The organism is Halomonas sp. H10-59, from assembly GCF_040070555.1.
GTDB lineage: Bacteria > Pseudomonadota > Gammaproteobacteria > Pseudomonadales > Halomonadaceae > Halomonas > Halomonas litopenaei.
Window position 1 is genome coordinate 4,399,039 of the sequence record NZ_CP098828.1, and the last position, 23,864, is coordinate 4,422,902.

The 23,864-nt window shown below is 64.9% G+C and carries 22 protein-coding genes; 13 read left to right on the top strand and 9 right to left on the bottom strand.

All coding sequences use genetic code 11. The annotated features are described in order from the left end of the window. The first annotated feature begins 40 nt into the window (after positions 1-40). From typA to NFG57_RS19225, 8 genes are all read left to right on the top strand, one after another. On the top strand, positions 41-1,867 hold the full coding sequence (typA, locus tag NFG57_RS19190) for a translational GTPase TypA (RefSeq protein WP_197037093.1): 1,827 nt from the start codon (positions 41-43) through the stop codon (positions 1,865-1,867). 468 nt (positions 1,868-2,335) lie between these two features. Continuing rightward, a complete protein-coding gene (locus tag NFG57_RS19195) occupies positions 2,336-3,598 on the top strand; it encodes a glutamate carboxypeptidase (protein ID WP_348814972.1) in 1,263 nt (420 codons plus the stop codon). A gap of 89 nt (positions 3,599-3,687) precedes the next feature. Continuing rightward, on the top strand, positions 3,688-3,993 hold the full coding sequence (locus tag NFG57_RS19200) for a hypothetical protein (protein WP_108132161.1): 306 nt from the start codon (positions 3,688-3,690) through the stop codon (positions 3,991-3,993). Positions 3,994-4,163: 170 nt separating this feature from the next. After that, the gene (locus NFG57_RS19205) at positions 4,164-5,609 is read left to right on the top strand and encodes a sodium-dependent transporter (protein WP_045992390.1); all 1,446 of its coding nucleotides are present in this window, start codon (positions 4,164-4,166) and stop codon (positions 5,607-5,609) included. A 90-nt stretch (positions 5,610-5,699) separates the two neighbouring features. Next, positions 5,700-6,470, top strand: coding sequence for an ABC transporter ATP-binding protein (locus tag NFG57_RS19210; RefSeq protein WP_045992391.1), 771 nt, complete (start codon positions 5,700-5,702; stop codon positions 6,468-6,470). Between the two features lie 108 nt (positions 6,471-6,578). Next, on the top strand, positions 6,579-7,283 hold the full coding sequence (locus NFG57_RS19215) for an ABC transporter ATP-binding protein (RefSeq protein WP_045992392.1): 705 nt from the start codon (positions 6,579-6,581) through the stop codon (positions 7,281-7,283). 28 nt (positions 7,284-7,311) lie between these two features. Next, complete coding sequence (locus NFG57_RS19220) at positions 7,312-8,316, top strand: branched-chain amino acid ABC transporter permease (RefSeq protein ID WP_045992393.1); 1,005 nt, start codon at positions 7,312-7,314, stop codon at positions 8,314-8,316. After that, a complete protein-coding gene (locus tag NFG57_RS19225; protein WP_045992394.1) occupies positions 8,316-9,632 on the top strand; it encodes a branched-chain amino acid ABC transporter permease in 1,317 nt (438 codons plus the stop codon). The genes NFG57_RS19220 and NFG57_RS19225 overlap by 1 nt, the downstream gene beginning before the upstream one ends. 261 nt (positions 9,633-9,893) lie before the next feature. Here NFG57_RS19225 and NFG57_RS19230 read toward each other — a convergent pair whose 3' ends face one another. After that, the gene (locus NFG57_RS19230) at positions 9,894-11,099 is read right to left on the bottom strand and encodes an ABC transporter substrate-binding protein (protein ID WP_045992395.1); all 1,206 of its coding nucleotides are present in this window, start codon (positions 11,097-11,099) and stop codon (positions 9,894-9,896) included. Between the two features lie 251 nt (positions 11,100-11,350). Here NFG57_RS19230 and NFG57_RS19235 point away from each other — a divergent pair, with 251 nt between their 5' ends. Both NFG57_RS19235 and NFG57_RS19240 read left to right on the top strand, forming a co-directional pair. Next, the gene (locus NFG57_RS19235; protein WP_306169167.1) at positions 11,351-12,124 is read left to right on the top strand and encodes a dienelactone hydrolase family protein; all 774 of its coding nucleotides are present in this window, start codon (positions 11,351-11,353) and stop codon (positions 12,122-12,124) included. A 238-nt stretch (positions 12,125-12,362) separates the two neighbouring features. Further along, positions 12,363-13,616: a dicarboxylate/amino acid:cation symporter gene (locus tag NFG57_RS19240; protein ID WP_045992397.1), complete on the top strand. Its 1,254-nt coding sequence runs from the start codon at positions 12,363-12,365 to the stop codon at positions 13,614-13,616. An 87-nt stretch (positions 13,617-13,703) separates the two neighbouring features. On the opposite strand, the gene NFG57_RS19245 is transcribed toward NFG57_RS19240, so the two are convergent. Further along, complete coding sequence (locus NFG57_RS19245) at positions 13,704-13,937, bottom strand: hypothetical protein (RefSeq protein ID WP_045992398.1); 234 nt, start codon at positions 13,935-13,937, stop codon at positions 13,704-13,706. Positions 13,938-14,211: 274 nt separating this feature from the next. Between NFG57_RS19245 and NFG57_RS19250 the strand changes: the two genes are divergently transcribed. After that, positions 14,212-15,378, top strand: a complete 1,167-nt coding sequence (locus tag NFG57_RS19250) for a C45 family peptidase (RefSeq protein ID WP_348814973.1) — start codon at positions 14,212-14,214, stop codon at positions 15,376-15,378. On the opposite strand, the gene NFG57_RS19255 is transcribed toward NFG57_RS19250, so the two are convergent. From NFG57_RS19255 to NFG57_RS19285, 7 genes are all read right to left on the bottom strand, one after another. Beyond that, on the bottom strand, positions 15,349-15,627 hold the full coding sequence (locus NFG57_RS19255; protein WP_045992400.1) for a hypothetical protein: 279 nt from the start codon (positions 15,625-15,627) through the stop codon (positions 15,349-15,351). The two genes, NFG57_RS19250 and NFG57_RS19255, sit on opposite strands and share 30 nt — an antisense overlap. Positions 15,628-15,781: 154 nt before the next feature. Beyond that, a complete protein-coding gene (locus tag NFG57_RS19260; protein ID WP_124805239.1) occupies positions 15,782-16,504 on the bottom strand; it encodes a GntR family transcriptional regulator in 723 nt (240 codons plus the stop codon). A gap of 88 nt (positions 16,505-16,592) precedes the next feature. Next, complete coding sequence (locus NFG57_RS19265) at positions 16,593-17,336, bottom strand: aspartate/glutamate racemase family protein (RefSeq protein WP_045992402.1); 744 nt, start codon at positions 17,334-17,336, stop codon at positions 16,593-16,595. 125 nt (positions 17,337-17,461) lie between these two features. Next, positions 17,462-18,742 carry a TRAP transporter large permease gene (locus tag NFG57_RS19270; protein ID WP_108132155.1) on the bottom strand — a complete coding sequence of 427 codons (1,281 nt, stop codon included), beginning with the start codon at positions 18,740-18,742 and terminating at the stop codon, positions 17,462-17,464. After that, positions 18,739-19,314: a TRAP transporter small permease gene (locus NFG57_RS19275; RefSeq protein ID WP_124805238.1), complete on the bottom strand. Its 576-nt coding sequence runs from the start codon at positions 19,312-19,314 to the stop codon at positions 18,739-18,741. Before NFG57_RS19275 ends, NFG57_RS19270 begins: the two co-directional genes overlap by 4 nt. Continuing rightward, entirely contained in the window at positions 19,311-20,306 is a 996-nt protein-coding gene (locus tag NFG57_RS19280; RefSeq protein ID WP_052704323.1) for a TRAP transporter substrate-binding protein, read from the bottom strand. The genes NFG57_RS19275 and NFG57_RS19280 overlap by 4 nt, the downstream gene beginning before the upstream one ends. 479 nt (positions 20,307-20,785) lie before the next feature. Beyond that, positions 20,786-21,493 carry a GntR family transcriptional regulator gene (locus tag NFG57_RS19285; RefSeq protein WP_045992404.1) on the bottom strand — a complete coding sequence of 236 codons (708 nt, stop codon included), beginning with the start codon at positions 21,491-21,493 and terminating at the stop codon, positions 20,786-20,788. A 435-nt stretch (positions 21,494-21,928) separates the two neighbouring features. Here NFG57_RS19285 and NFG57_RS19290 point away from each other — a divergent pair, with 435 nt between their 5' ends. Both NFG57_RS19290 and NFG57_RS19295 read left to right on the top strand, forming a co-directional pair. Next, positions 21,929-22,663, top strand: coding sequence for an aspartate/glutamate racemase family protein (locus tag NFG57_RS19290; RefSeq protein ID WP_348814974.1), 735 nt, complete (start codon positions 21,929-21,931; stop codon positions 22,661-22,663). 82 nt (positions 22,664-22,745) lie between these two features. Next, the gene (locus NFG57_RS19295) at positions 22,746-23,819 is read left to right on the top strand and encodes a TRAP transporter substrate-binding protein (protein ID WP_124805235.1); all 1,074 of its coding nucleotides are present in this window, start codon (positions 22,746-22,748) and stop codon (positions 23,817-23,819) included. Positions 23,820-23,864 lie beyond the last annotated feature (45 nt).

Consider the following 23,864-nt stretch of genomic DNA (forward strand, 5'->3'; position numbering starts at 1 on the left):
CCCTATAATGCTGCCCCACTTTTTCCAGCAGGATCCCGTCGTGATCGAGAATCTTCGCAACATCGCCATCATCGCTCACGTCGACCACGGCAAAACCACCCTGGTCGACAAGCTGTTGAGTCAGTCTGGCACTCTGGACCGCAAGGCCGAGGGTCAGGAGCGCATCATGGACTCCAATGACCAGGAGAAGGAACGCGGTATCACCATCCTGGCGAAGAACACGGCGATCCGCTGGAATTCCCCCGAGGGACAGGACTACCACATCAACATCGTCGACACCCCTGGACACGCCGACTTCGGCGGCGAGGTCGAGCGCGTGATGTCGATGGTGGACTCGGTACTGCTGCTGGTCGACGCCGTCGACGGCCCCATGCCGCAGACCCGCTTCGTCACCCAGAAGGCCTTCGATCAGGGCCTCAAGCCGATCGTGGTGGTCAACAAGATCGATCGCCCCGGCGCACGCCCGGACTGGGTCATCGACCAGATCTTCGATCTGTTCGACAACCTCGGCGCCAGCGACGAGCAGCTCGACTTTCCGATCATCTACTGCTCCGCCCTCAACGGCATCGCCGGTCCCGAGCCTGACCAACTGTCCGACGACATGACGCCGATGTTCCAGTCCATCGTCGACATCGTCGAGCCGCCCAAGGTGGAACTCGACGGCCCGCTGCAGATGCAGATCTCGGCGCTCGACTACTCCAGCTACGTCGGCGTCATTGGCCTTGGCCGCATCACCCGCGGCGCCATCTCGCCCAACCAGCAGGTGGTGGTCATCAACAAGGAAGGTCAGACCCGCAAGGGCAAGGTTGGCCAGGTCATGACCCACCTGGGTCTCGAGCGGGTACAGACCGAGCAGGCCACCGCCGGGGACATCGTCTGCATCACCGGCATCGACGACCTGGCGATCTCCGACACCATCTGTGATCCGGCCGCCGTCGAGGCGCTGCCGGCACTGACCGTCGACGAGCCCACCGTGTCCATGACCTTCCAGGTCAACGACTCTCCGTTTGCCGGCAAGGACGGCAAGTTCGTCACCAGCCGCAACATTCGCGATCGTCTCGACCAGGAGCTGATCCACAACGTGGCGCTGCGTGTCGAGCAGGGCGAGTCCCCGGAGAAGTTCATCGTCTCAGGCCGTGGCGAGCTGCACCTGTCGGTGCTGATCGAGAGCATGCGTCGTGAAGGCTTCGAGCTGGCCGTGGGTCGTCCCGAGGTCATCATCCGCGAGATCGACGGTGAGAAGCAGGAGCCCTACGAAGAAGTCATCATCGACTGCGAAGAGCAGCACCAGGGCGCCATCATGGAAGAGCTCGGCTACCGCAAGGGCGAGCTCAAGAACATGAACCCGGACGGCAAGGGCCGGGTCCGCCTGGACTTCATCATCCCGGCGCGCGGCCTGATCGGCTTCCGTGGTCAGTTCCTGACCCTGACCTCTGGTACCGGCATCCTGACCAGCCGCTTCGACCACTACGGCCCGCTCAAGCCCGACGCCTCCATCGAGCGTCGCAACGGCGTGCTGGTGTCGATGGTTCCGGGCAAGGCCCTGGCCTACGCCTTGTACGCCCTGCAGGAGCGCGGCAAGCTGATCATCGACCACGGCACCGAGGTCTACGAAGGCATGCTGGTCGGCATCAACAACCGCGCCAACGACATGGTGGTCAATCCCACCAAGGGCAAGAAGCTCGACAACATGCGCGCCTCCGGCAACGACGAGAACATCGTGCTGACCCCGCCGGTGCGCTTCACCCTGGAACAGGCCATCGAGTTCCTCGATGACGACGAGCTGGTCGAGATCACCCCGAACCATATCCGTCTGCGCAAGAAGTTCCTGACCGAGAACGAGCGCAAGCGCGCCACCAAGAAGTAAGCGCTGCGTTTCTCGCTTCATCGATGCCCGCCTCCCGGCGGGCATCGTCGTTTAAGGCCATTGTGGCAATGCCCGGCTCTTCATGGCGGGCATCGTCGTTTGTGGCCATTGTGGCAATGCCCGACTCTCAATGGCGGGCATCGTTGTTTTCGGCAATGCTCATATAGACAATATCGATGCCCGGCTCTCAATGGCGGGCATCGTTGTTTTCGGCCTCTCTAGCGATGCCCGGCTCTTCATGGCGGGCATCGTCGTTTTGCGGCAATGCTCATATAGACAATATCGATGCCCGGCTCTTCATGGCGGGCATCATCGTTTTGCGGCAATGCTCATATAGACAATATCGATGCCCGGCGCCCGATGGCGGCCAGTGTCGTCTGCAAGTGGAGACATCAGCATCTGGGGTGAGGACGGCACCCTGGCCGGACTGAACTATCCTTTGGTGACCACCCAGCAAGGAGGCTCACCATGGCCGCCCGACGCTTCATCGCCTTACTGTCCCTGCTGCCAGTATTTGCCCTGGCCTCGCCATCCACCGATGACACCCTGCTCGCCAATGCCGAGCAGGAGCGCTCGGCCTTTCTCGAGACCCTGGAGTCGCTGGTCAATCTCGACTCCGGTACCGGCGATGTCGACGACCTCGCTCGCGTCGAGGCGCTATTGCAGGAACGTCTCGTCGAACTCGGCTTCGAGGTCGAACAGCACCCGGCCGAGGCCTTCGGCGGCAACACGCTGGTGGCTCGACACCAGGGCAGCGGCGACGCCGATCTCATGCTGATGATCCACTACGACACCGTCTTTTCCTCAGGCACTGTGGCAAAGCGCCCCTTTTCCAGCGACGCCTCCAGGGCCTATGGCCCCGGCGTCGGCGATGCCAAGGGCGGCATCGCGGTCGTCCTGCATAGCCTGGGCCTGCTCGATGACCTCGGGCTCTCGCCCTGGGGAACTTTGACCGTGGTGTTCAACCCCGACGAGGAAAAAGGCTCCTTTGGATCCCGTGAGCTGATCGCCGAACTGGCCAGCGAACAGGACGCGGTCCTGTCCTTCGAGCCCACCCTGGGCAAGCCCGGCGAGTCAGCGGTCACCACCGTGACCAAGGGCATCAACTACGCCTTTCTCGAGGTCGAGGGACGTGCGTCCCACGCCGGCGGCGCCCCCGAGGAAGGCCGCAATGCGGTGATGGAGCTGGCCCACCAGTTGCTCCAGCTCGATGACCTTGGCGACAGCGACAAGGGCACCACCCTCAACTGGACCATTGTCGAGGGTGGCACCAAGCGCAATATCATCCCGGACTCGGCCAGGGCCGAAGGGGACATGCGCTACTTCGATCATACCGAGTACGAGCGCGTCATGGCCGAAGCCCAGTCGATTATTGCCGAGCAGCGAGTCACGGACACCGAGGTAGCGTTTCGGCTCGAGCGCGGGCGCCCGCCGCTGCCGCCGAATCCGGCCACCGAGCAACTGGCGGCCCTCGCCCAGTCTATCTACCGCCAGGAACTCGACCAGACGCTCGCCCTGGCCGAGATCGGTGGGGGCACCGATGCGGGCTACGCCTACGACCCCGAAACCGGCCAACCCGCGGTGCTGGAGTCCCTCGGTCTGGTCGGGGGGCGCTACCACAGCGACGAGGAATTCATTGAACTCGACAGCATTGTGCCGCGACTGTATCTCACCACCCGTCTGATCCAGGAACTTTCCGGGCCGAGCGCTGCCACAATTGATGCAGACTGATAACCGTTAGGGGTGAAGACGGCGACCGCCCTAGTTGCGGTCTATGCTAATGGGGCACCGTCATCCTTCGCGAACAAGGAGATACGCGAATGCACAAGCACGTCGAATGGGATGATCCCGGCGCTGACAGCGTTCAGCGCTACTTCGCCGACAAGCCCGACGAATACCCCACCGCCCACGTCGGCAGTATCATCGCCGGCCGCTACCATGGCTATTCGGTCAGGGTCAGGGTGGAAGCCAGGGTCGACGACGACACCGCCAGCATCGGCGACGTGGTCGCCCTGATCTCCGTGCGCACAGGCGAGCGCACCAAGAACATCGGCGACCTGTCGATCGGCGATACTGTGCGTCTTGGCGACGATCACCGCGCCCTGGCTCCCCATACCAGCAGCTGACGACGAGTTCCAGAACCCGCCAGTGACGGAAACCCGTCCCGCCAACGCCTGCTAAACGCATCGCCCCTAGTCAGGCGCCATGGTTGTATCGCAAAGTTGACATGTCAGACCGGGCCTCGGCCCGGTCAGCCATTACCGCGTCTCGACGCCGACATGTCGACGGAAGCCCCATGAGCAGCGATAACATCTGGACCCACAAAGGCACCTTCCTGCTGGCCGCCGTCGGCTCGGCGGTGGGCCTGGGTAACCTCTGGCGCTTTCCCTACCTGGCCGGCGAGCACGGTGGTGGCGCCTTTCTGCTGGTCTACGTGCTGTGCGTCTTTGCCGTCGGCATACCGATTTTGATCGCCGAGATCATGCTTGGGCGCAACAGCCGGCGCTGCCCGATCATGGGCATGCGCTTTCTCACCCGTTGTCATCGCACCTCCCGCGCCTGGGAGACCATCGGCTGGCTCGGTGGCCTGTCCGCGCTGCTGATCCTGAGCTTCTACTCGGTGATCAGCGGCTGGGCGCTGCACTATCTTGGCGAGATGCTGACCGGGTCACTGCGCGACGCCGACGCCGCCATGCTGGCCGACAACTTTGCCAACCTGATCGCATCGCCGCTGAAGCTGACGCTCTACCACACGCTGTTTCTCGCCATCTGCGCCTACATCGTCGCCCGGGGTGTCCATCGTGGACTGGAGAGTGCCCTGCGCATCCTGATGCCGACCCTGCTGGTCATTCTGCTGGTGGTGCTGTTCTACGCCGCGACCAGCGGCGACATGGCGGCAGCCAGTCGCTTCATGCTGTCCTTCTCGCTGTCCGAGTTGAGCCTGGAAGGCTGGCTCGAGGCGATGGGGCAGTCGTTCTTCACGCTGAGTCTGGGGATGGGCGCGATCATGGCCTATGGCGCCTACATGCCCAGCGAGACCTCGCTGACCCTGACCGCCTTCGCCATCGCCCTGATCGACACCCTGGTGGCGGTAATCGCGGGGCTGGCGATCTTCGCCCTGGTGTTCGGCGCAGGACTTGCCGCCGACGAAGGGCCGGGACTGATGTTCGTGTCACTGCCGCTGGCATTCTCGGTGATGCCTTCAGGCTCGCTGGTCGGCGCCATCTTCTTCGTGCTGGTACTGGGGGCCGCGATCAGCTCGGCGATCTCGCTGATCGAGCCGGTCGCGGCCTATCTGGTCGAGCGCTTCGACCTCAGTCGCGTACTGGCGGTAGCCCTGGTGTCGGTGCTGGCCTGGGGGCTGGGGCTCGCCACGGTGGCGAGTTTCAACGTCTGGGCCGAGGCCAGCCCCGTGCATGACGTGTTCGGTCGCAGCGCCTTCGCCGTGCTGGAACTGGTGACCCACATCACGCTGCCCCTGTGCGGCCTGCTGGTGGCGCTGTTCGCCGGCTGGTCGCTGACCCAGTCCGAATCGATGAAGGAAATGCACACCCGCTCCAGCTGGCTCAGGCTGTGGCGGTTTCTGGTGCGCTTCATCGCGCCGACCGGGGTCGCCTTCGTCTTTCTGCGTGCCCTGCCCTATGTCCAGGGCTACTGGCTGCCGACCATCGGTGCCTGCGTACTGGTAGGCGCCTTCGCCGCCTACCGGCTGATGGCCGAGCAGCACGCCGCCAGCGGCTGAGGGACGTCGGGAAGCCCGACAATCAAGACCGCAACGACACCAAACAACACCAACGCAACAACGACAATAGACAACACGGCGGGACCCAAGATGTCAGCCATCATCGATGTACGACACGTCAACAAGGCCTTCGGCGGCCTTCACGTCATCAACGACTGTTCGATTCAGGTCGAGGAAGGCTCCGTCACCGGTCTGATCGGCCCCAACGGTGCGGGCAAGTCGACCCTGTTCAACATCATCGCAGGCGCCCTGCCGCTGGATTCCGGGCAGATCCTGCTGGACGGAGAGGACATCACCAATCGTCCGGCCAACGAGCTGTTTCACAAGGGCCTGTTGCGCACCTTCCAGATCGCCCACGAGTTCTCCCAGCTCACCGCCCTGGAAAACCTGATGATGGTGCCCCCGGACCAGCCCGGCGAGTCCCTGGCCAAGGCCTGGTTCGCGCCGAAGGCGGTGCGAGCACAGGAGGCCGAGGTCAAGCGCCGGGCCCAGGAGGTGATCGAGTTCATCGGCCTCAATCATGTGCGCAACGAGCTGGCAGGCAACCTCTCCGGTGGCCAGAAGAAGCTTCTGGAGCTCGGCCGCACCATGATGACCGACGCTCGGGTGGTGCTGCTCGACGAGATCGCCGCCGGGGTCAACCGCACCCTGCTGGGGGACCTGATCGGCAATATCGAACGGATGAACCGCGAGTTCGGCTACACCTTCCTGGTCATCGAGCACGACATGGACATGATCGCCAGACTGTGCGATCCGGTGATCGTGCTGGCCCAGGGCTCGGTGATGGTCGAGGGCTCCATCGAGGAGATCCAGAACAACCCCGAGGTCATCGAAGCCTATTTCGGCGCCGGCGCGGCCTGACAGCGGCCCGGCAACAGACACCGCGCCACCCGGGGCACCCTCCCGTTGCAGGCGCGGCGATAACAACAACCAGGGCGCGACAGGCGCTCTTATGCAGAGAACAGGACTATGCCTCTACTCGATGCACGCGAGGTGCACGGCGGCTATGGCGGCATGAACATCCTCAACGGGGTGGACATGGCCATCGAGGCCGACCAGATCGGCGTCATCGTCGGCCCCAACGGCGCCGGCAAGTCGACCATGCTCAAGGCCATCTTCGGCCAGTTGAACGTGACCCAGGGCGATATCCTGCTGCGCGGTGAACCGATCCAGAACCTGCCCACCAACCGCCTGGTAGAACTGGGCATGGGCTTCGTGCCCCAGGAGCACAACGTCTTTCCCAGCCTGACGGTCAAGGAAAACCTCGAGATGGGGGCCTTCCTCAAGCCGGGAAACGTGAAACGCATGCTGTCCAAGGTCTACGAATTCTTCCCGCCCCTTCACGAAAAGCGTCATCAGCCCGCCGGCGAGCTGTCCGGTGGCCAGCGCCAGATGGTGGCCATGGGCCGGGCGCTGATGGCCGAGCCCGAACTACTGCTGCTCGACGAGCCGACTGCAGGGCTGTCGCCCAAGTACATGTACGAGATCTTCGACCGGGTCAAGGAGGTCAACGCCGCCGGCGTCGGCATCCTGATGGTGGAGCAGAACGCCAAGCAGGCCCTGGCCATCGCCGACAAGGGCTTCGTGCTGGCCGCCGGCCAGAACCGCTTCACCGACACGGGGCAGGCGCTGCTTGCCGATCCTGACGTGGCCAAGAGCTTCCTCGGCGGCTGACGCCGAGTCCTAGCGCGGAGATATCGCCTTGAACGAATTCGTGTTCTTCATCAACAACGTGCTGATCGCCGGCAGCGTCACCGGGTCGATCTACGCCATCGGCGCGGTGGGCGTGACGCTGGTCTTCAGCATCATGCGCTTTGCCCACTTCGCCCACGCCGACATGATGACCTTCGGCGCCTTCATGGTGCTGCTGCTGGCGACGCTGTTCCCCCATGCCGGCGACGTCATCGGTGTGCCCACCGCCATCGTCATGCTGCCGCTGGCCATGGTGCTGACGGCGGCGCTGGCGGTGGGCATCGACAAGGCCTTCTACAAGCCGCTGCGCGCCCACGGCGTCAAACCGATCGTGATGGTCATCGGCTCCCTCGGCGTGACCCTGATGCTGCAGGGCCTGATCCGGCTGTTCTCGGGCACCGGCGGCCAGAGCCTGTACGTCGATGACCGCAAGGAGATCTTCCGCCTGGCGCTGCCCTTCGAGGGCGCCCGGGTGCCGGTGGTGATCACCGAGCCGCAGATCTATCTGTTCGTGCTGACCCTGGTGGCGGTGATCGGGCTGCAGCTGTTTCTGTCGCGTACCCGGCTCGGCAAGGCCATGCGCGCCATGTCCGACAACCCGGACCTGGCCCGGGCATCGGGCATCAACACCAACACCATCGTCGCCGTGACCTGGGTGATCGTCGGTGGCCTGGCCGCCATCGCTGGCACCCTGCTGTCGATGGACGTGACGTTCAAGCCGGACTTGAGCTTCCACCTGCTGCTGCCGATCTTCGCCGCCGCCATCGTCGGCGGTGTTGGCCACCCCTTCGGCGCCATCGCCGGCGGCTTCGTGGTGGGCTTCGCCGAGACCCTGGCGGTGTTCAACTGGCGGGTGCTGCTGCGGCCCTTCAGCGACAGCCTGCCCGAGTGGCTCGAGCTGCCCAGTAACCTGGCCTTCGTCGGCACCGAGTACAAGATCGTGGTGCCCTTCTTCATCCTCGTCGCCATCCTGGTGTGGCGCCCCACCGGCATCTTCAAGGGCAAGGTGATCTGATGACGACCAACAACTTTCATCGCCGCGACGACGCCAACACCGCGCCCCAGAGCCGCTTTCCGGTGCGCGAACTCAGCCTCTTGGTGGTCCTCGCCGTCGCCGTCGGCGCGGTCTACATGGCCATGGGTTCGGCCTATTCGACACGCATGCTGGTGGAAGCCAGCTGCTACGCCATCCTGGCCCTGGGCCTGACCATCCAGTGGGGCTACGCCGGCCAGTTCAACGCAGGCGTCATGGGCTTCGTCGCCCTCGGCGGCTTCTGCGCCATGACCTTCAGCGTGCCGGTCAATCCGGCCTTCTGGGATAGCCCGCTGCCCGGTGAGCTGGCCAAGGTACTGGGGTATCTGGCCGTCGGTATCGCGCTGGTATTCGCGCTGTCGCGCATGACTCGCCTGGGCGTGCCGTCCTGGCTGCGCACCCTGATCACCGTGGTGATCGGCCTCGTCGTCTACATGGTGGTGATCAGTGAACTGCGCGAGGTCACCGACGCCATCGAAAGCCAGATGGGCTTCATCGGCGGGTTCGGCCTGCCGGTGTGGGTCGGCTGGGTGGTCGGCGGAGCGCTGGCCGGCGGTATCGGCTACTTTATCGGCCACGTCTGCCTGGGGCTTCGCAGCGACTATCTGGCCATCGCCACCCTGGGCATCGCCGAGATCATCAAGGCCTTTCTCAAGAACTCCGACTGGCTGACCCGTGGCACCGCCACCGTGTCGCCGCTGCCGTGGCCGGTACCCGATCCCGGCGAGGTCGGCTTTACCCTGGCGCGGGCGCTCTATCTGTCGGTGACGGCGGTGATGATCCTGGGCATCTTCTTTTTGCTCAACCGAGCCTACAACGCCCCCTGGGGCCGCATGATCCGGGCGATTCGCGACAACGAGGTGTCGTCTGCCGCCATGGGCAAGGACATCAATCGCCGCCGGCTCGAGATCTTCGTGCTGGGCTGCGTGCTGATGGGCCTCGGCGGCGCGGCACTCGGCAGCTTCAACAGCATCTTCGACCCCAACGGCTACCTGCCGCTCAACCACACCTTCCTGGTGCTGGTGATGGTCATCCTGGGTGGGCCGGGCAACAACCTCGGTACCCTGTTCGGCGCGGTGGCGGTGTACATCATCTGGATCATGTCAGAGCCGCTGGCGCTCTACGTGATGGAGTTGATCGCCCACTTCGGCCAGGCCAGCTTCGGCTGGGAGCTACCCAGCAACCTGGAAAGCCGAGCCCTGCAGGCCAGGGTATTCGTCATCGGGCTGTTGATCACGGTGGTGCTGCGCGTCGCCCCCAAGGGGCTGCTGCCGGAGAAGGTCAAGCACCACGACTGAGGCACCCAGGATCTAACCCTGGCGGCCCCGGAGCCGCCAGGACCGACCCACGGATCCACTACCCACCGCTGGCTATCTTGCACAAGATCTCACCCTCGACGTCAACGATAAGGGCGTAGCAAAGATAAAGCCCCCAGCCAGATGGCCGGGGGCTTTCCTTGAGCGCCTCTGTTGCGAGCATTGGCGCGGTCATTGGGCGGAGGCGACCGCCCGGATGCGTTGTCGTCCGTCGACGACTCGCCTTACTTTACGTCATGGCGGCTATTCAACAAAGCCCTTGCCGGTAAAAGTGCCGTTTTCCACGGCCATTTCCTGTACCACACCAGGCACATCGCCGTTGTCGTCGAAGTCCTGGGTACCGGAAGCGCCTTCATAGTTGATCTCGGTCCCCGCCGCGATCAGCTCCACCGCCTTCTCCCACTCACCGGGCAGGATGACCTCACCGGGGGGAGAGGACACGCTGCGCAGCGCCTCAGACACACCCTCGCGCTCGGCACTGCCGTTCTGCTGGATGGCCAGCCCCAGCAGGAAGGCCGCATCGTAGGCCTGGGCGGCGAATACGGCGGTGGGGTCGATGTCGGCGTTGTTGGCAAGTTCAGTGAAGATCTCGGTGCCGGGAAGGTCCGGGCTGCCCGGACGGGTGGCGATCATGCCGTCGAGCACGTCGGCGCCGATGGCCTCGACCAGGCTGTCGCCGACCATGCCGTCGGCCCCCACGTACTGGGTGAACATGCCGCTCTCGTAGGCCTGGCGCACCACCGTCTGGCCGGAGGTGTCGGCGTAGGCGAGTACCACCAGGGTCTGGGCGCCGGTGGCCGACAGGGTGCCGAGTTCGCTGCGGTAGTCGGCGCGGTTGTCCTCGTGGGCGAGGTTTTCCAGCACGCTGCCGCCGCCGTCCTCGAAGGCCGAGCTGAAGGCGTCGGACAGGCCGCGTCCGTAGTCGTTGTTGACGTAGGTGACGGCGACTTCCTCGATGCCCTTGTCGATCAGCAACTTGGCCAGCATCTCGCCCTGGAAGGCATCGGAGGGCACGGTGCGGAACACCAGGTCATTGTCGTCGAGGTCGGTGACCGCCGGCGCCGTGGAGGCCGGAGACACCATGGTCACGCCACCCGGAATCGCCGCGTTGTTGGCCGCGGCGATGGTGGCACCGGTACACAGCGCGCCAACGATGGCGGTGACCTGCTCGGTGTTGACCATGCGGTCAGCCGCGTTGGACGCCGCCGAAGCGTCGCCGCAGGTGGTGTCGCCGGTCGGCATCACTACGTCCTGGCCATCGAGGATGCCACCCTGGTTGTTGATATGGTCAACCGCCAGCTGGGCGCCGTCGTAGATCGGCGGCGTCAGGCTCTCGATCCCCCCGGTGAAGCCGCCGAGAAATCCGATCTTGACCTCTGCGTGGGCCATGGAGCCGACCGCCAGGGTGGTTGCAGCCACGGCGGTCGCCAGTACGCGCTTTTTCATGATTGTTGGTCTCGCTCTGGTTGTCCTGAGATGAAGCCGAGACGAGCGCGGTCAGCCGCGGCTCGCCCACTCGATCTTCATACCCCCAATCTGGAAGGCCGCCGGGGAAAACTCAAGTCCCCGCCGCCAACGCTAGGCCGGCTGGATGCAACAAGATGGGGTTCAGGACTGGCGTCTGTGGCCAGGCTTCTATACTCAGCACAGGCCCTGCCATCTGGCGGGGCCAACGCCCCTCACTCGCCAAGGAGCACACCATGTCTCGTTGCGCCCTGCTCGCCCCTGCCCTGATCGGTCTCGGCTCTGTTCTCGCCAGCGCCGGCGCCATGGCCGGACAAAACGTTGACTACCAGGTGGACGGTGAAGCCTTCCAGGGCTATTTCGCCCCCGCCGCGTCCTCTTCCAAGGGCAGCGTGCTGATCATCCACGACTGGGATGGCCTCACCGACTATGAAAGAAAGCGTGCCGACATGCTCGCCGAGGCGGGCTACGACGCCTTCGCCGTGGACCTCTACGGCGCCGGCAACCGCCCCGAGGAGATCGACGCGCGCAAGGCCGAGATGGCGGTGCTCTACGATGACCGTGAACGCATGCGACGACTGACCCTGGCGGGGCTGACCCAGGCCCGTGAACAGGGCGCCGGCGAAGACACCGTGGTGATGGGCTACTGCTTCGGTGGCGCCGTGGTGCTGGAGATGGCCCGCGCCAACGCAGATGATAGTGTGCGTGGTTTCGCTACCTTCCACGGCGGCCTCGACACACCGGAAGGCCAGGGCTACTCCGCCGATACGCCACCGATCCTGGTCGCCCACGGTGGGGCCGACGCCTCCATCGGCATGGACCAGGTGGCGGCGCTGTCCGAGGAGCTGGAGGCGGCTGGCGCCCCCTACGAGATCCAGGTCTACTCCGGTGCTCCCCACGCCTTCACGGTATTCGGCAGCGATCGCTACCAGGCTCGGGCCGACCAGGCCTCCTGGGCGGCCTTCCACCAGCTGCTGCGGCGCACCCTGGAACAGCAGGATCAGGGCTGAACCGCTAGCGTCGTCAACAGCCCGGCCACCTGGAAGCCGCGCCCAGGTGGCCTCTGAGCACCAGAAGGTGTGCAACGGATGAAAACACCGAGGCAGATTATTCGGTAGAATCCGCCTCCATCGTGCCGATCGCCCATTCGATAGCAGTCAACGAGAACATTTTGCTGGCTATCGATGGGTATCGCGTCTTCCCACCTTGCACGGCAGGCCATCCACCCTGTCCTTCTGGAGCCTCCCCATGTCCACCCCCGATCGTTCCCCCGGCCTGTGGCGCCGTATCCCGCTATGGCAGAAGATCCTGGTCGGCCTCGCCCTGGGTGTCCTCGTCGGCACCCTGATGGGCGAAAGCGCCAGCGTGTTCAAGCCCATCGGTGACATCTTCATCAGCGCCATCAAGATGCTGATCGTGCCGCTGGTGTTCTCTACCCTGGTGGTCGGTATCACCGCCATGCGTGACCCCCAGAAGATGGGCCGCATCGGCGCGCGGACCATCGCGCTGTATCTGGTCACCACCGCCTTCGCCATCGCCATCGGCCTGGCCGCCTCCTGGCTGTTTCAGCCTGGCGTTGGCCTCGACATGACCTTCGAGGCCAACCCAGACGCGGCCAAGGAAGCCCCCAGCCTGGTGCAGATCGTGGTCGGCCTGGTGCCCCAGAACCCGGTGGACGCCCTGGCCAGCGGCAATATCCTGCAGATCATCGTGTTCGCCATTGGCCTCGGTGTCTCGCTGACCCTGATCGGCGAGAAGGGCGAGCCGGTGGTCAAGGTGTTCGAAAGCTTCGCCGAGGCCATGGTCAAGCTGACCAGCCTGGTGATGGCGCTGGCGCCCTTCGGCGTGTTCGGTCTGATCGCCCACGTCGCCGGCAGCTACGGCGCCGAGGTGCTGCTGCCCCTGGTCAAGGTGATCGGCGTGGCCTACCTGGCCAGCGTCGTCCACGTGCTGGTGGTCTACTCCGGTCTGCTGTCGCTGCTCGGTCGTCTCAATCCGGTGCGCTACCTGCAGGGCATCCTCGATGCCCTGGTGGTGGCCTATTCGTCGGCGTCCTCGTCCGGCACCCTGCCGGTCTCGCTGCGCTGCGCGACGAAGAACCTCGGCGTGTCCGAGGGTGTCGCCGGCTTCGTGCTGCCGGTGGGCGCCACCATCAACATGGACGGCACCGCCATCTATCAGGGGGTGGTGGCGGTATTCATCGCTCAGTTGATCGGCGTCGACCTGAGCCTGGCCGACTACGGCATGATCATCGTCACCGGTACCCTGGCGTCCATCGGCACCGCCGGTGTCCCGGGCGCAGGCCTGGTGATGCTGTCCATCGTCATGGCCCAGATCGGCCTGCCGCTGGAAGCCCTGGCGGTGGTCGCCGGCGTCGATCGCATCCTCGACATGGCCCGTACCAGCGTCAACGTGGCCGGAGACTTGATGGTCACCACCCTGGTCGGCAAGAGCGAAGGCGAACTCGACGAGAACGTCTACAACGCCGCCAACAAGACCTGACCAGCCCCCCGAGCCCCTGCCAGACGACGATGCCCCGGCCAGTTGGCCGGGGCATCGTCGTTCAGGGTTCCGCCAGCATCATCGCTTTCAGCTGTGGCCCTGTTGCTCCTGGCTTGCCGTCTCGCGGGCGTCGAAGTCGGCATCCTGCGTGGCACCAGCGTGTTCAGCCGCGCAGTAAGTGGTGTGATGATTGGCGCAGGGCCCTTCTGCAGGGGCCAGCGGCTCAGCCAGCTTGGCGATCTTGCCGTCGACAACACCTGCCTGAGCGGACAACGGCAGGGCCAAGAGGGCCAATACGAGCAGCGCGTTTCTGGTCTTCATGTTGTGTCTCCTGAGATGGCCGGTAAGGCTCTCTGGCAGCATACAACTTCGCAGACTAATAAAGTGAAACGCTCTGTGGGAGTCTCGCCAGGAATTGTCGAGAAGGGTAGCGAATCGTGTAAAAACTGAACGATATCAATATATTAAAATTCATCCAAGACACCTCGACGGCCACCTCTACGACGCCATGCCAAGCGCAGAACTGCTACGCTGAGGGGATATCCACCCATGTCAGCGACCCGGCGCCAGCCGCTTCGATCGCAGGGAGCACTTCATGACCCCCTCCACGTCCTCTCCCACCCCCTCCTGCTCGTCGTTGACACCCACCAGGCTCTCCGGCAGCCGCCTCGACATCGGCCGTGCCCACGGCAGCCAGCACCGTGGGGCGATTCTTGCCAGCATCGACGTCTACGACCGACTGTTTCATGACCTGGCGGGCCTGCGCTGGCACGAGGCGCGACGCGACGCCGAACGCTTCCTGCCGATGATCGAGCGGCGCTACCCGGCCATCCTCGAGGAGCTCGACGGCATCGCCCAGGGCATCGGCGGTGATCTGGCCGACGTGCTTACCCTCAACTGTCGCAGCGAGGTGTCGCTGACCCGCGCCGGCGGTGGCTGCTCGGCCTTTTCGCTCTATCACGCCGGCCGCCAGTGGCTCGCCCAGAACTGGGACTGGCGCGCCGACCAACTCGACCATCTGGCGATCCTCGAGATCCAGGCTCCCGGTGCGCCGCCGTTGATCAGCGTGGGCGAGGCCGGCATGGTCGGCAAGATAGGACTCAACGCCAATGGCGTCGGAGTCGGACTCAATGCCATCCGCTCGGCGACCTGTGGCGAGGGTCTGCCGATCCATATCGCCCTGCGCGCCATGCTCGAGTGCGAGACCCTCGACGCCGCCCGGCAGATCGCCCACGACGGTGTCTGTGCACCCGCCCACTTCCTGCTGGCCGACGGCAGCGGCCAGGCGGAAGGGCTCGAGGTTCACCCCGGGCAACCGGGAACCATCGCATCGGCTCGCGGGGTCGTCACCCATACCAATCACCTGGTCAGTGACACCGCCACCCACTGGGTCGAGGACTTCCCCAAGCCGGACTCCTGGTCCCGCCTGAGTCGTCTCGACGCGCTGGTCGAGCAACTGCTCGACGACCTGGGTATGGATGGCTCGGGTGCGGATGAGAGGGGGACAGAACGGGGTACAGCGAGCACAGCCCCCAACGAGAGCGCCACCCTCGACGCCGAGCGGTTGTTCGATCTGCTCGGCGATCATACCCCCGGCGAGGACAGCCTGTGTCGCCACTTCGACCCGAGCGTCGCTGAAGCCGAGCGGATGGAAACGCTGTTCAGCGTGGTCATGGACCTGACCGACAAGGTGCTGTGGCTACGCCACGGCAAGCCCTGCCAGACCACCCATTCAATGCGCCTTGTGCCCACCGCCGTGTGACCCTGACGCCTCGCTTCCGTCCCTGCCGAGTTCGCCTTTCAGGTACTGTTCGGTGGTCAGCAGAAACAGCCGCCGAAACAGCTCGTGGATCGCCTCCTCTCGGCGCAGCGAGGCGAGTTCGGGATCCTTCTCTTCGCTGCCCACCTCCTTCGGGTACTCCCAGGCCATGCGCATGGAGCCCGAGCTGACGTCGAAGATCTCGAGGGTCGGGTTGGCTCCGTGAAGCGCGGTCTTGATGCGATAGGACATGACGACCTCCTGCAGACGCTGACAGCCCAAAACAATGAGAATCATTAACGTTTGCAATATGGTCGTGTTTGGATGGCCTGTCAAGGCTCGTCCTGATCATCGCTGTTCAACGACCAGAAGAAGCTCGCAACCGTCGCCGTGTCTATCGCAGGACTCAGCGTGTCAGCAAGGCGCTGATGGCGACACCGGTGTGCATGACGTGTTCGTGCATGTGGCGGCGGGCAAGGTCGGCGTCCCTGGCGATCAAGGCATCGAGGATGGCGCGATGCTCATCGGTGGACTCCTGCCAGCGACCGAGGCGATTCAGCGCCAGATAACGCGCCCGCTCCAACCGACCCAGCAGGCGCTGGTGGGTTTCCACCAGCACCGGATTGCGCGCTGCCTCGACCAGCAGCGCGTGTATACGGGTATTGGTGGCGAAGTAGCCGTCGCGATCGCCCTTGGCGTGCTGCTTTTCCAGGCGAGTCTGCAGTGAGGCCAGCCGCTTGAGCTCGGTCTCTGTCATGCGCCCGGCCGCCAGTTCCACCGCCATGGCCTCGAGCCCGGCCTCGACCTCGAACAGATGACGCAGCTCGTCACCATCAAGCAGGGTGACCAGGGCGTTGCGATTGCGCCGCAGGGTCACCAGGCCTTCACCCGCCAGCTGGTTCAAGGCATCGCGCAGGGGCGTGCGCGAGATGCCCAGACGCCGACACAGAGCCGGCTCCAGCAGACGCTCCCCCGGGGCCAGCTCACCGTGGACGATCAGCCCCTTGAGCAGGTCGTAGGCTTCATCGGCCAGGGACGGCGCCTGGATACGGCGGCGGTGAGGCGCTCGCTGACGCGCGCCTCTCTCGGAGGGTGAAGCGACGGTGGCGTCGTCGGTTGTCGACGTCATGGGCAGGATCCAGCGACCGGTGAGGGAAAGGAACAAGGATAGGGCCAGCGTCCAAGTATAGCGACGGGGCTGGCCCGGAGACGAGAGGTCAGCGCCGGCCGATCAGCGTTGCCAGCTCCCTGCTCAAGCCCTTGTGCGGCTTGTCGGGGGGCGCGGCGTAGCTGCCGACGGTGGCCTTGGCGCGGCCGAGATCGACCAGCGCCTGGGCCTGGGTGATGGCGCAGGTCACGCCGTCCAGCGCCGGCACCGGCAGCTCGGCGGCAACCTGGCGGGCCAACCCCGCCAACGGGGCCCCGGCCAGGATCAGCACATCGGCGCCGTCCTCTCTGACCGCCTGTTCGGCCAGCTCGATCAGGCGCCCGCCCTGGTCCTGCTGCACGCTACCGATGGCCGCCAGAGGTTCATCCAGGGCGCGGATACTGGCCAGCCGCGAGCCCAGGCCGTAGCTGTCCACGGTTTCGCGGTACCAGGCCTGGATGCGCTGGGAGATGGCGATGATCGAGAAACGCCCGCCGTACTGACAGGCGCTCATCAGCGCCGCTTCGGTCAGCCCCACCACCGGGATCGGCAGGGCCTCGCGCAACGCGGGCAGACCGGGATCGCCGAAGGCGGCCACCACCACAGCGTCGTGGCCGGGGTAGCGCTCGGCGGCGAGACCCAGGGTCGCATAGCCGCCGATCAGCGCCTCGGCGCGGGTCTCGATGTAGGCCACACCGAAGGGCGCGGTGGCGATGCTCAGCTCGCTGCCCGGGCGCAGGCTTGCCCGTGCTTCACGCTCGATCAGCGCACTGACGTCGTCTGAGATATTGGGATTGATGACCAGAAGCTTCATGGCAGTCTCTTTGTAGTGGGCCGGTCCGAGGCGGCGGATGCGACACCTCGGCCTTTTCGTAGCTTGTCGTTCGGTCGATGCCGTACTTCAGTCGCCAGTACCTCAGACGTCAGTACCTCGATCATTCAGTACCCCAGTGCCCGCGGCAGCCAGGTGACCAGCGAGGGGAAGGCGATACACGCCACCAGCACCACGTACTGGAAGACGATGAAGGGCCAGGCGCTCTTCATCAGCTCGTTCAGGCTGATATTGGAGATGCCGCACATCACGAACAGCAGCACCCCCACCGGCGGCGTCATCATGCCCACCACCAGGTTCATCACGAACAGAAAGCCGAACAGCAGCGGATCGATGCCGTAGGACAGCGCGATCGGTGCCAGCAGAGGCACCAGCATGATGTAGGCGGCGTTGGACTCGACGAACATGCCGACCAGGATCAACAGCCCCATCACCAGCAGAAGGAACATCAGCGGGTCGCTGGTCAGCCCCTGCAGGGCGCTGGTCAGACGCATCGGCACCAGATCGATGGTGAAGGCAAAGGTCATGGTCGAGGCGAAGGCGATCAGCGCCCCCACCATGGCGGCGGTGACCGCGGCGTTGAACATCGCCCGCGGCAGGTGCGACAGGCGTAGCTGGCGGGTGACGAAGAAGCCGATCACCAGCGCGTAGAGCACGGCAATGCCGGCCCCCTCCGTCGGGGTGAAAGCACCGGCGACGATGCCGCCGACCACGACGATCGGCATCAGCAGAATGGGCAGCGCCCGCCAGGTCTGCACCAGCACGTGGCGCAGCCCGATGACTCCGCCGGCCAGCGGATAGCCACGGCGCATCGACAGGAAGCTGGCCAGGCCCATGAAGCCCAGCGCCAGCACCAGTCCCGGCACGATACCCGCCATGAACAGCCCGCCTACCGAGACGCTGGAGCCGGCCATCAAGGCGTAGACGATCATCGCGTTGCTGGGCGGGATGATCGCCCCCAGGTTGGCCGCCGAAGCGACCACCGCGCTGCTGTAGCCGGTGTCGTACTGCTGACGCATGGACGGCACCAGCGAACTGCCCAGGGCGCTGGCACTGGCCACCGCCGCCCCGCTGACCGCCGCCAGCACCATGCCGGCGACGATCGCCACGTGGGCGAGCCCACCGTGGACGCGGCCGATCAACGAGTTGGCGAAATCGACCAGGCGCTGAAGAATCCCTGCCGCCACCATCAACTCGCCGGCCAGCATGAACAACGGAATCGCCATCAGCGGAAAGCTGTCCACCGAGTGCATCATGCGCTGTGGCAGCACCGCCAGGTCCATGCCGCCAACGACCAGCCCCACCAGCGAGGCAAGGCCCAGGGCAAAGGCCAGCGGCATACGCAGAAGCGCCAGTACCGCAAAGCTCAGAATAATCGCCAGGGTCATGGGCGCACCTCCTCACCGCGGTCATGGCCTGAGTCGGGTCCAACCGGGGCGGAAGGCAGCGGCTCAAGCTCCAGGCACTGGGCGATCAGATGCAGCGCACAGTGGATCGCCGAGATCAGCACCGCGATATAGAACACCGCCGCAGTGATCGGCATGGTTGGCATCAGCTGCGGCCACTTGTCGATCACCGCACCGGTTCCAACCACCCCCAGGATCACCATCAGTACCACCCCCAACGCCGCCATCAGCTGGGCCAGCCGGCGCTGGGCGCCGGCGGGCAAGTGGCTGACAAGGGCATCGATACCGACGTGGATGCCACTCTTGATACCGTGGGGAATGGCCAGAAAGATCGCCCACACAAAGCACAACCGGGACAGCTCATCGGCGGAGTCGATACTGGTGCCGAGCAGGTAGCGTGCCACCACCTGGGCGCACACCAGCACCGTCATCAGGCCCATGGCCAGCAGGATGGCGTAGTAGGAGCCACGGTCCAGCCATGCCAGCAGATGCAGGAAATGGCGCCGAACCGGATGGCCCGCGTGGGCCTCCAGGCGTTGCCAGGCCCGTGTCATGCCCCCAGCTCCTCGAGCACCTTGTCGACCAGCTCAGCGCCGAGCTTTTCGCGCAGATCATCCACTACGCTCTGGCTGGCCTCGCGCAGGGCCGCGCGGGTCTCGTCGCTGATCGGGGTGAACTGCATGCCGCGCTCGATCAGGGTATCGCGGGCCTGGGTATCCTCGGCCGCCGCGGTCTCACGCTGCCAGGCCACCGCCTCGTCCATGGCCGCCATCAGGGTGGCACGCTGGTCGTCGCTCAGGTCTTCGAACTTGTCGCGATTGGCGACCACCACGATGTAGTCGTAGAAGTGGCCGGTATCGGACAGGTACGGCTGCACCTCGTCCAGACGCTTGGTCTCGATGATGCTGTAGGGGTTCTCCTGACCATCGAGTACCCCCTGCTGCAGCGCGCCGTAGACCTCCTTGATGTCCATCGACACCGGATTGGCACCGATGGCGCGGAAGGTGTCCAGGTGGGTCTGGTTGGGCTGCAGGCGGATCTTGAGGTCCTGAAAGTCCTCGATCGACTCAAGCGGCCGCTCGGCGTTGGTGACGTGGCGGAAGCCAAGCTCCATGTAGCCCAGCGCCACGAACCCGGCCTCGGCGAGCTTCTCGTCGAGCAGCTCGCCGACCTCGCCGTCGATCAGCGCAAAGGCGTCCTCGCGGCTGTCGAAGGCGAACGGCAGGCTCAGCGCCTCGAGTTCCGGCACGGTACGCGACAGGTAGGAGATGCCGATCCAGCTGCCCATGATGGCGCCGGAACTGACCTGATCGAGATTCTCGCCGGCGCCGCCAAGCTGCATGTTGGGGAACAGCTGGGCTGTCAGATCGCCATCGCTCTGCTCCGCCAGGGTCTCGGCGAAGCGCGCCATGGCGCGACTGCTGGAGTGATCATCGGTGAAGTTGCCGCCAAAGCGCAGGTCTTCGGCCTGGGCCAGCAGCGGTGTGCAAAGACCCAGGGCCAGCGCGCCGGCACCCAGCAGGGAAAGACGGGAGGGAGTCGTCATGTCGCAATCCTTGTTGTTGGTATTGGGTAAGGAATCGGTGATGGAACGCTCAAGCGAGCCCACCTGCTTTGACCTTAGTCGAACACACTCAAGAATTCCAAATCTTGAATACTATTTTTTTTAAACACTCTATTTTTCAGATATTTGCTGTTTTCAAATCCAGCAAGAAGCGACTCATGACATGAGGGGGGCCATGCGACAGGAGATCTTCCGGGCGCCGAGCCGTGGGTGTCGAACCATGGGTGGCAAGCCGTGCATGGCGGGGAGTGTCCGGTAGCAAGGAGCAGTGGGCCCAAGCCCCTTGGTGCAGGGCTTGAGGGGAGGCTCGAAGGGAAAAGAGCCCTGGGAAAAGAGCCCTGGGAAAAGGGGCTCGAGGGCAAAGGTTTGGGAGAAAGCGTTCGGGAGAAAAGGTTCGGCAGAAAGGGTTCCGGGGACGGCGCGGCCAGCACCTGCGGCCCCGCGCCAGGCAACGCTCGCGGTCAGTCGTCGCCAGCGTTGTCGGGCAGCCCCTGCAGCACGGCCTGGCCGGTCTTGCGCATATGCAGGCTCAGGGCCTCGGACAGCGCCTGGGCGTCCCGCGCCTCAAGCGCCTCGACGAAGTAGCTGTGCTCGCGAGCGGACTCCTCCCAGCGACTGGCGTCCAGGTTGGCCATGTAGCGCGCCCGGGTGATACGCAACGTCAGCGATTGCTCCAGGTCCTTCAGCACCCGATTGCCGGACAGGTCCGCCAGACGCTGGTGAATGCGTTGATTGAGGGCAAAGTAGCGCTTGCGCTGATTGTCCGCGAAATAACCCATCATCTCGTCATGGAGCCGGCGGATCTCGGCGATGTCGGCATCGGAGGCGCGCACCGCCAGCAGGTTGCCCGCCAGCGATTCCAGTGCCGCCATGACCTCGAACAGATCACGCACCTCGTCACGATCCACCCTGGTCACCCGGGCTCCACGATGGGGCAGCATCTCGACCAGGCCTTCGCTGGCCAGCACCTTGAGCGCCTGGCGCAGGGGCGTCGGCGACACCCCAAAGGCCTCGCACAGCGGTTTTTCCGCGATCCGGCTGCCGGGGGCCAGCTCTCCTTCCAGTACCATTTCGCGCAGGCGCTCGGCCACCGCCTCGTAAAGGCTCGAGCGCTTGAGCGGCGCCGGGCGAGGCGGTGACAGCACGTCCTGATCCAGGGACTCGTTCATGGCGGCTCCTTTTCTCCTCGGTGCTCCTGGGTGCTCATGCTGGCTGCTTGCGGAGGACTGGGGCGTCGCTTCAGCCCACAGCGCCCTGGAGCGGGCACCCAGTGCTCAGCACGCCGACCATCGACCACCAGCACTCAACAAAGCGCTGAAATCAAAGTTGTTTCCACACTCCATCGAAGATCCCAAGGCGCGGATTCCACGACGGTCGCCAGGTGTTCACTGCCGCCTTCACAGCAAGATGTCACGGCGATTGATGCAGTGTACTTGCAAAAACTCGACGTTATGCAATGCTGAAAAGGTCGTAGAAATCTGGAATTCCGAATTTCTTTCAAGATTCAGTGTAGCGCGCCACAGGCAAGACCGGCCACCGCCGATCCGCCTCCGGGGCGCGCCACACACAACAACAACACGACCTTGCACAGGATCGCCACGCCCATGCAACGCACCCTTCTCGGAATGCTGACCCCCTCGTCGAACACCGTGCTGGAGCCCTACACCAGCGCCATCCTGCGGGACCTCATGCCAGCGGTCAGTGCCCACTTTCAGCGCTTCACGGTCAAGGAAATCTCGCTGAGCGAGGCGGCCCTGGCCCAGTTCGACCCCGCACCACAGCTTGACGCCGCCCGCCTGCTCAGCGATGCCCGCATGGACGTGATCGCCTGGAATGGCACCTCCTCGAGCTGGCTCGGGTTCGACGCCGACCGCCGCCTGTGCGCCGCCATCACCGAAGCCACCGGCATACCGGCGACCAGCAGCGTGCTGGCGCTCAACGAGGTGCTCGAGCGCACCGGGGTCAAGCGTCTAGGGCTGGCCACCCCATACCTTGACGACATCCAGACCGCCATCGTCGACAACTACCGGCGTGAAGGAGTCGAGGTGGTGGCCGAGCGCCACCTCAACGACCGCGGCAACTTCTCGTTCTCCGAATACGATGAGCAGACCCTGGCCGAGATGGTCCGCGAGGTCGCCCGAGCCGAGCCGGAGGCGATCACCATCCTGTGCACCAACCTGCGCGGGGCCGGCATCGTCGAGGAGCTGGAGCGAGAGCTCGGCATCCCCATCTACGACTCGGTCAGCGTCACCGTGTGGAAGAGCCTGCTGCTGGCAGGCCAGGACCCGAGCGCCATCAACGGCTGGGGCCAGCTGTTTCACGACCCTCGGCTCGGCTGACACCCCCTGCCCCTCTCGACAGCAACAGCAACAGCAACATCAGCACCTGCAACAACCACCAACAACAAGATGAGGTTCTCCCATGACGACTCCCACCCTCGTGACGGCGACCCGCCGGCTTACCCTTGGCGCCCTGATCGCCGCCCCCCTGCTGGTGGCCACCAGCCAGGCCCAGGCCGAAACCCTGCTGCGAGTAGCCGGCAATTTCTCCGGCAACAAGCTGCACGTGGACAACGTGGAGCGGCCCTTCTTCGCCGAGCTCGATGCCCGTGACGACCTGGCGGTGAGCTACAACCCGATGGACGCCATCGGCGTGGAAGCCGCAGACGCCCTGCGCAACATACGCTCCGGTGCCTTCGACGTGATGTCGGTACAGATCGGCATGGCCTCCCGCGACGAGCCGTTCTTCGAAGGCATCGACCTGGCCGGGGTCACCGCCGACCTGGACCAGCAGCGCGAGGCGGTGGACGCCTTCCGTGCCGACTTCGACGCCCGCCTGCAGGAACGCTTCAACGCCAAGCTGATGACGCTGTGGCCATTCGGCCCGCAGATGATGTTCTGCAACGGTGACATCAACGGTGCCGACGACCTGGCTGGCAAGAAGGTGCGGGTGTTCACGCCATCGATGTCACGGCTGGTGGAAGGGCTCGGCGCGGTGCCGGTGACGCTGCAGTTCAGCGAGGTCTACCTGGCGCTGCAGCGCGGCGTCGCCGACTGCGGAGTGACCGCACCGTCGGCCGGTAGTAACGGCAAGTGGCCGGAGGTGACCGATCACTTCGTGCCGCTGCCGCTGTCCTACTCGGTGCAGGGCCACTTCATGAACCTGGACACCTGGAACGGCTTCGACGCCGAGCAGCAGGCGTCGCTGAGCGAGGCCTTCGCCCGCCTCGAGGACCAGATGTGGGACCTGGCCTACACCGTCAACGACGATGCCATCGCCTGCAATACCGGTCAGCCGAGCTGCAAGAACCACACCGCCTACGACATGACCCTGGTGGACATCGACGAGGACTCCCGCGCGCGCATCGAACAGATCACCTCCGAGGCGGTGCTGCCGGTGTGGGCGGAGACCTGCGACGCCCGCTACCCCGAGTGCACCGCGCTGTGGAACGCAAGCGTCGGCGAGGTCACCGGCCTGAGCGCCAGCGCGCCCTGAGCGGCGGCTGATCGACCCTGTCGCCCACGACCAGGGGCCGCCCAT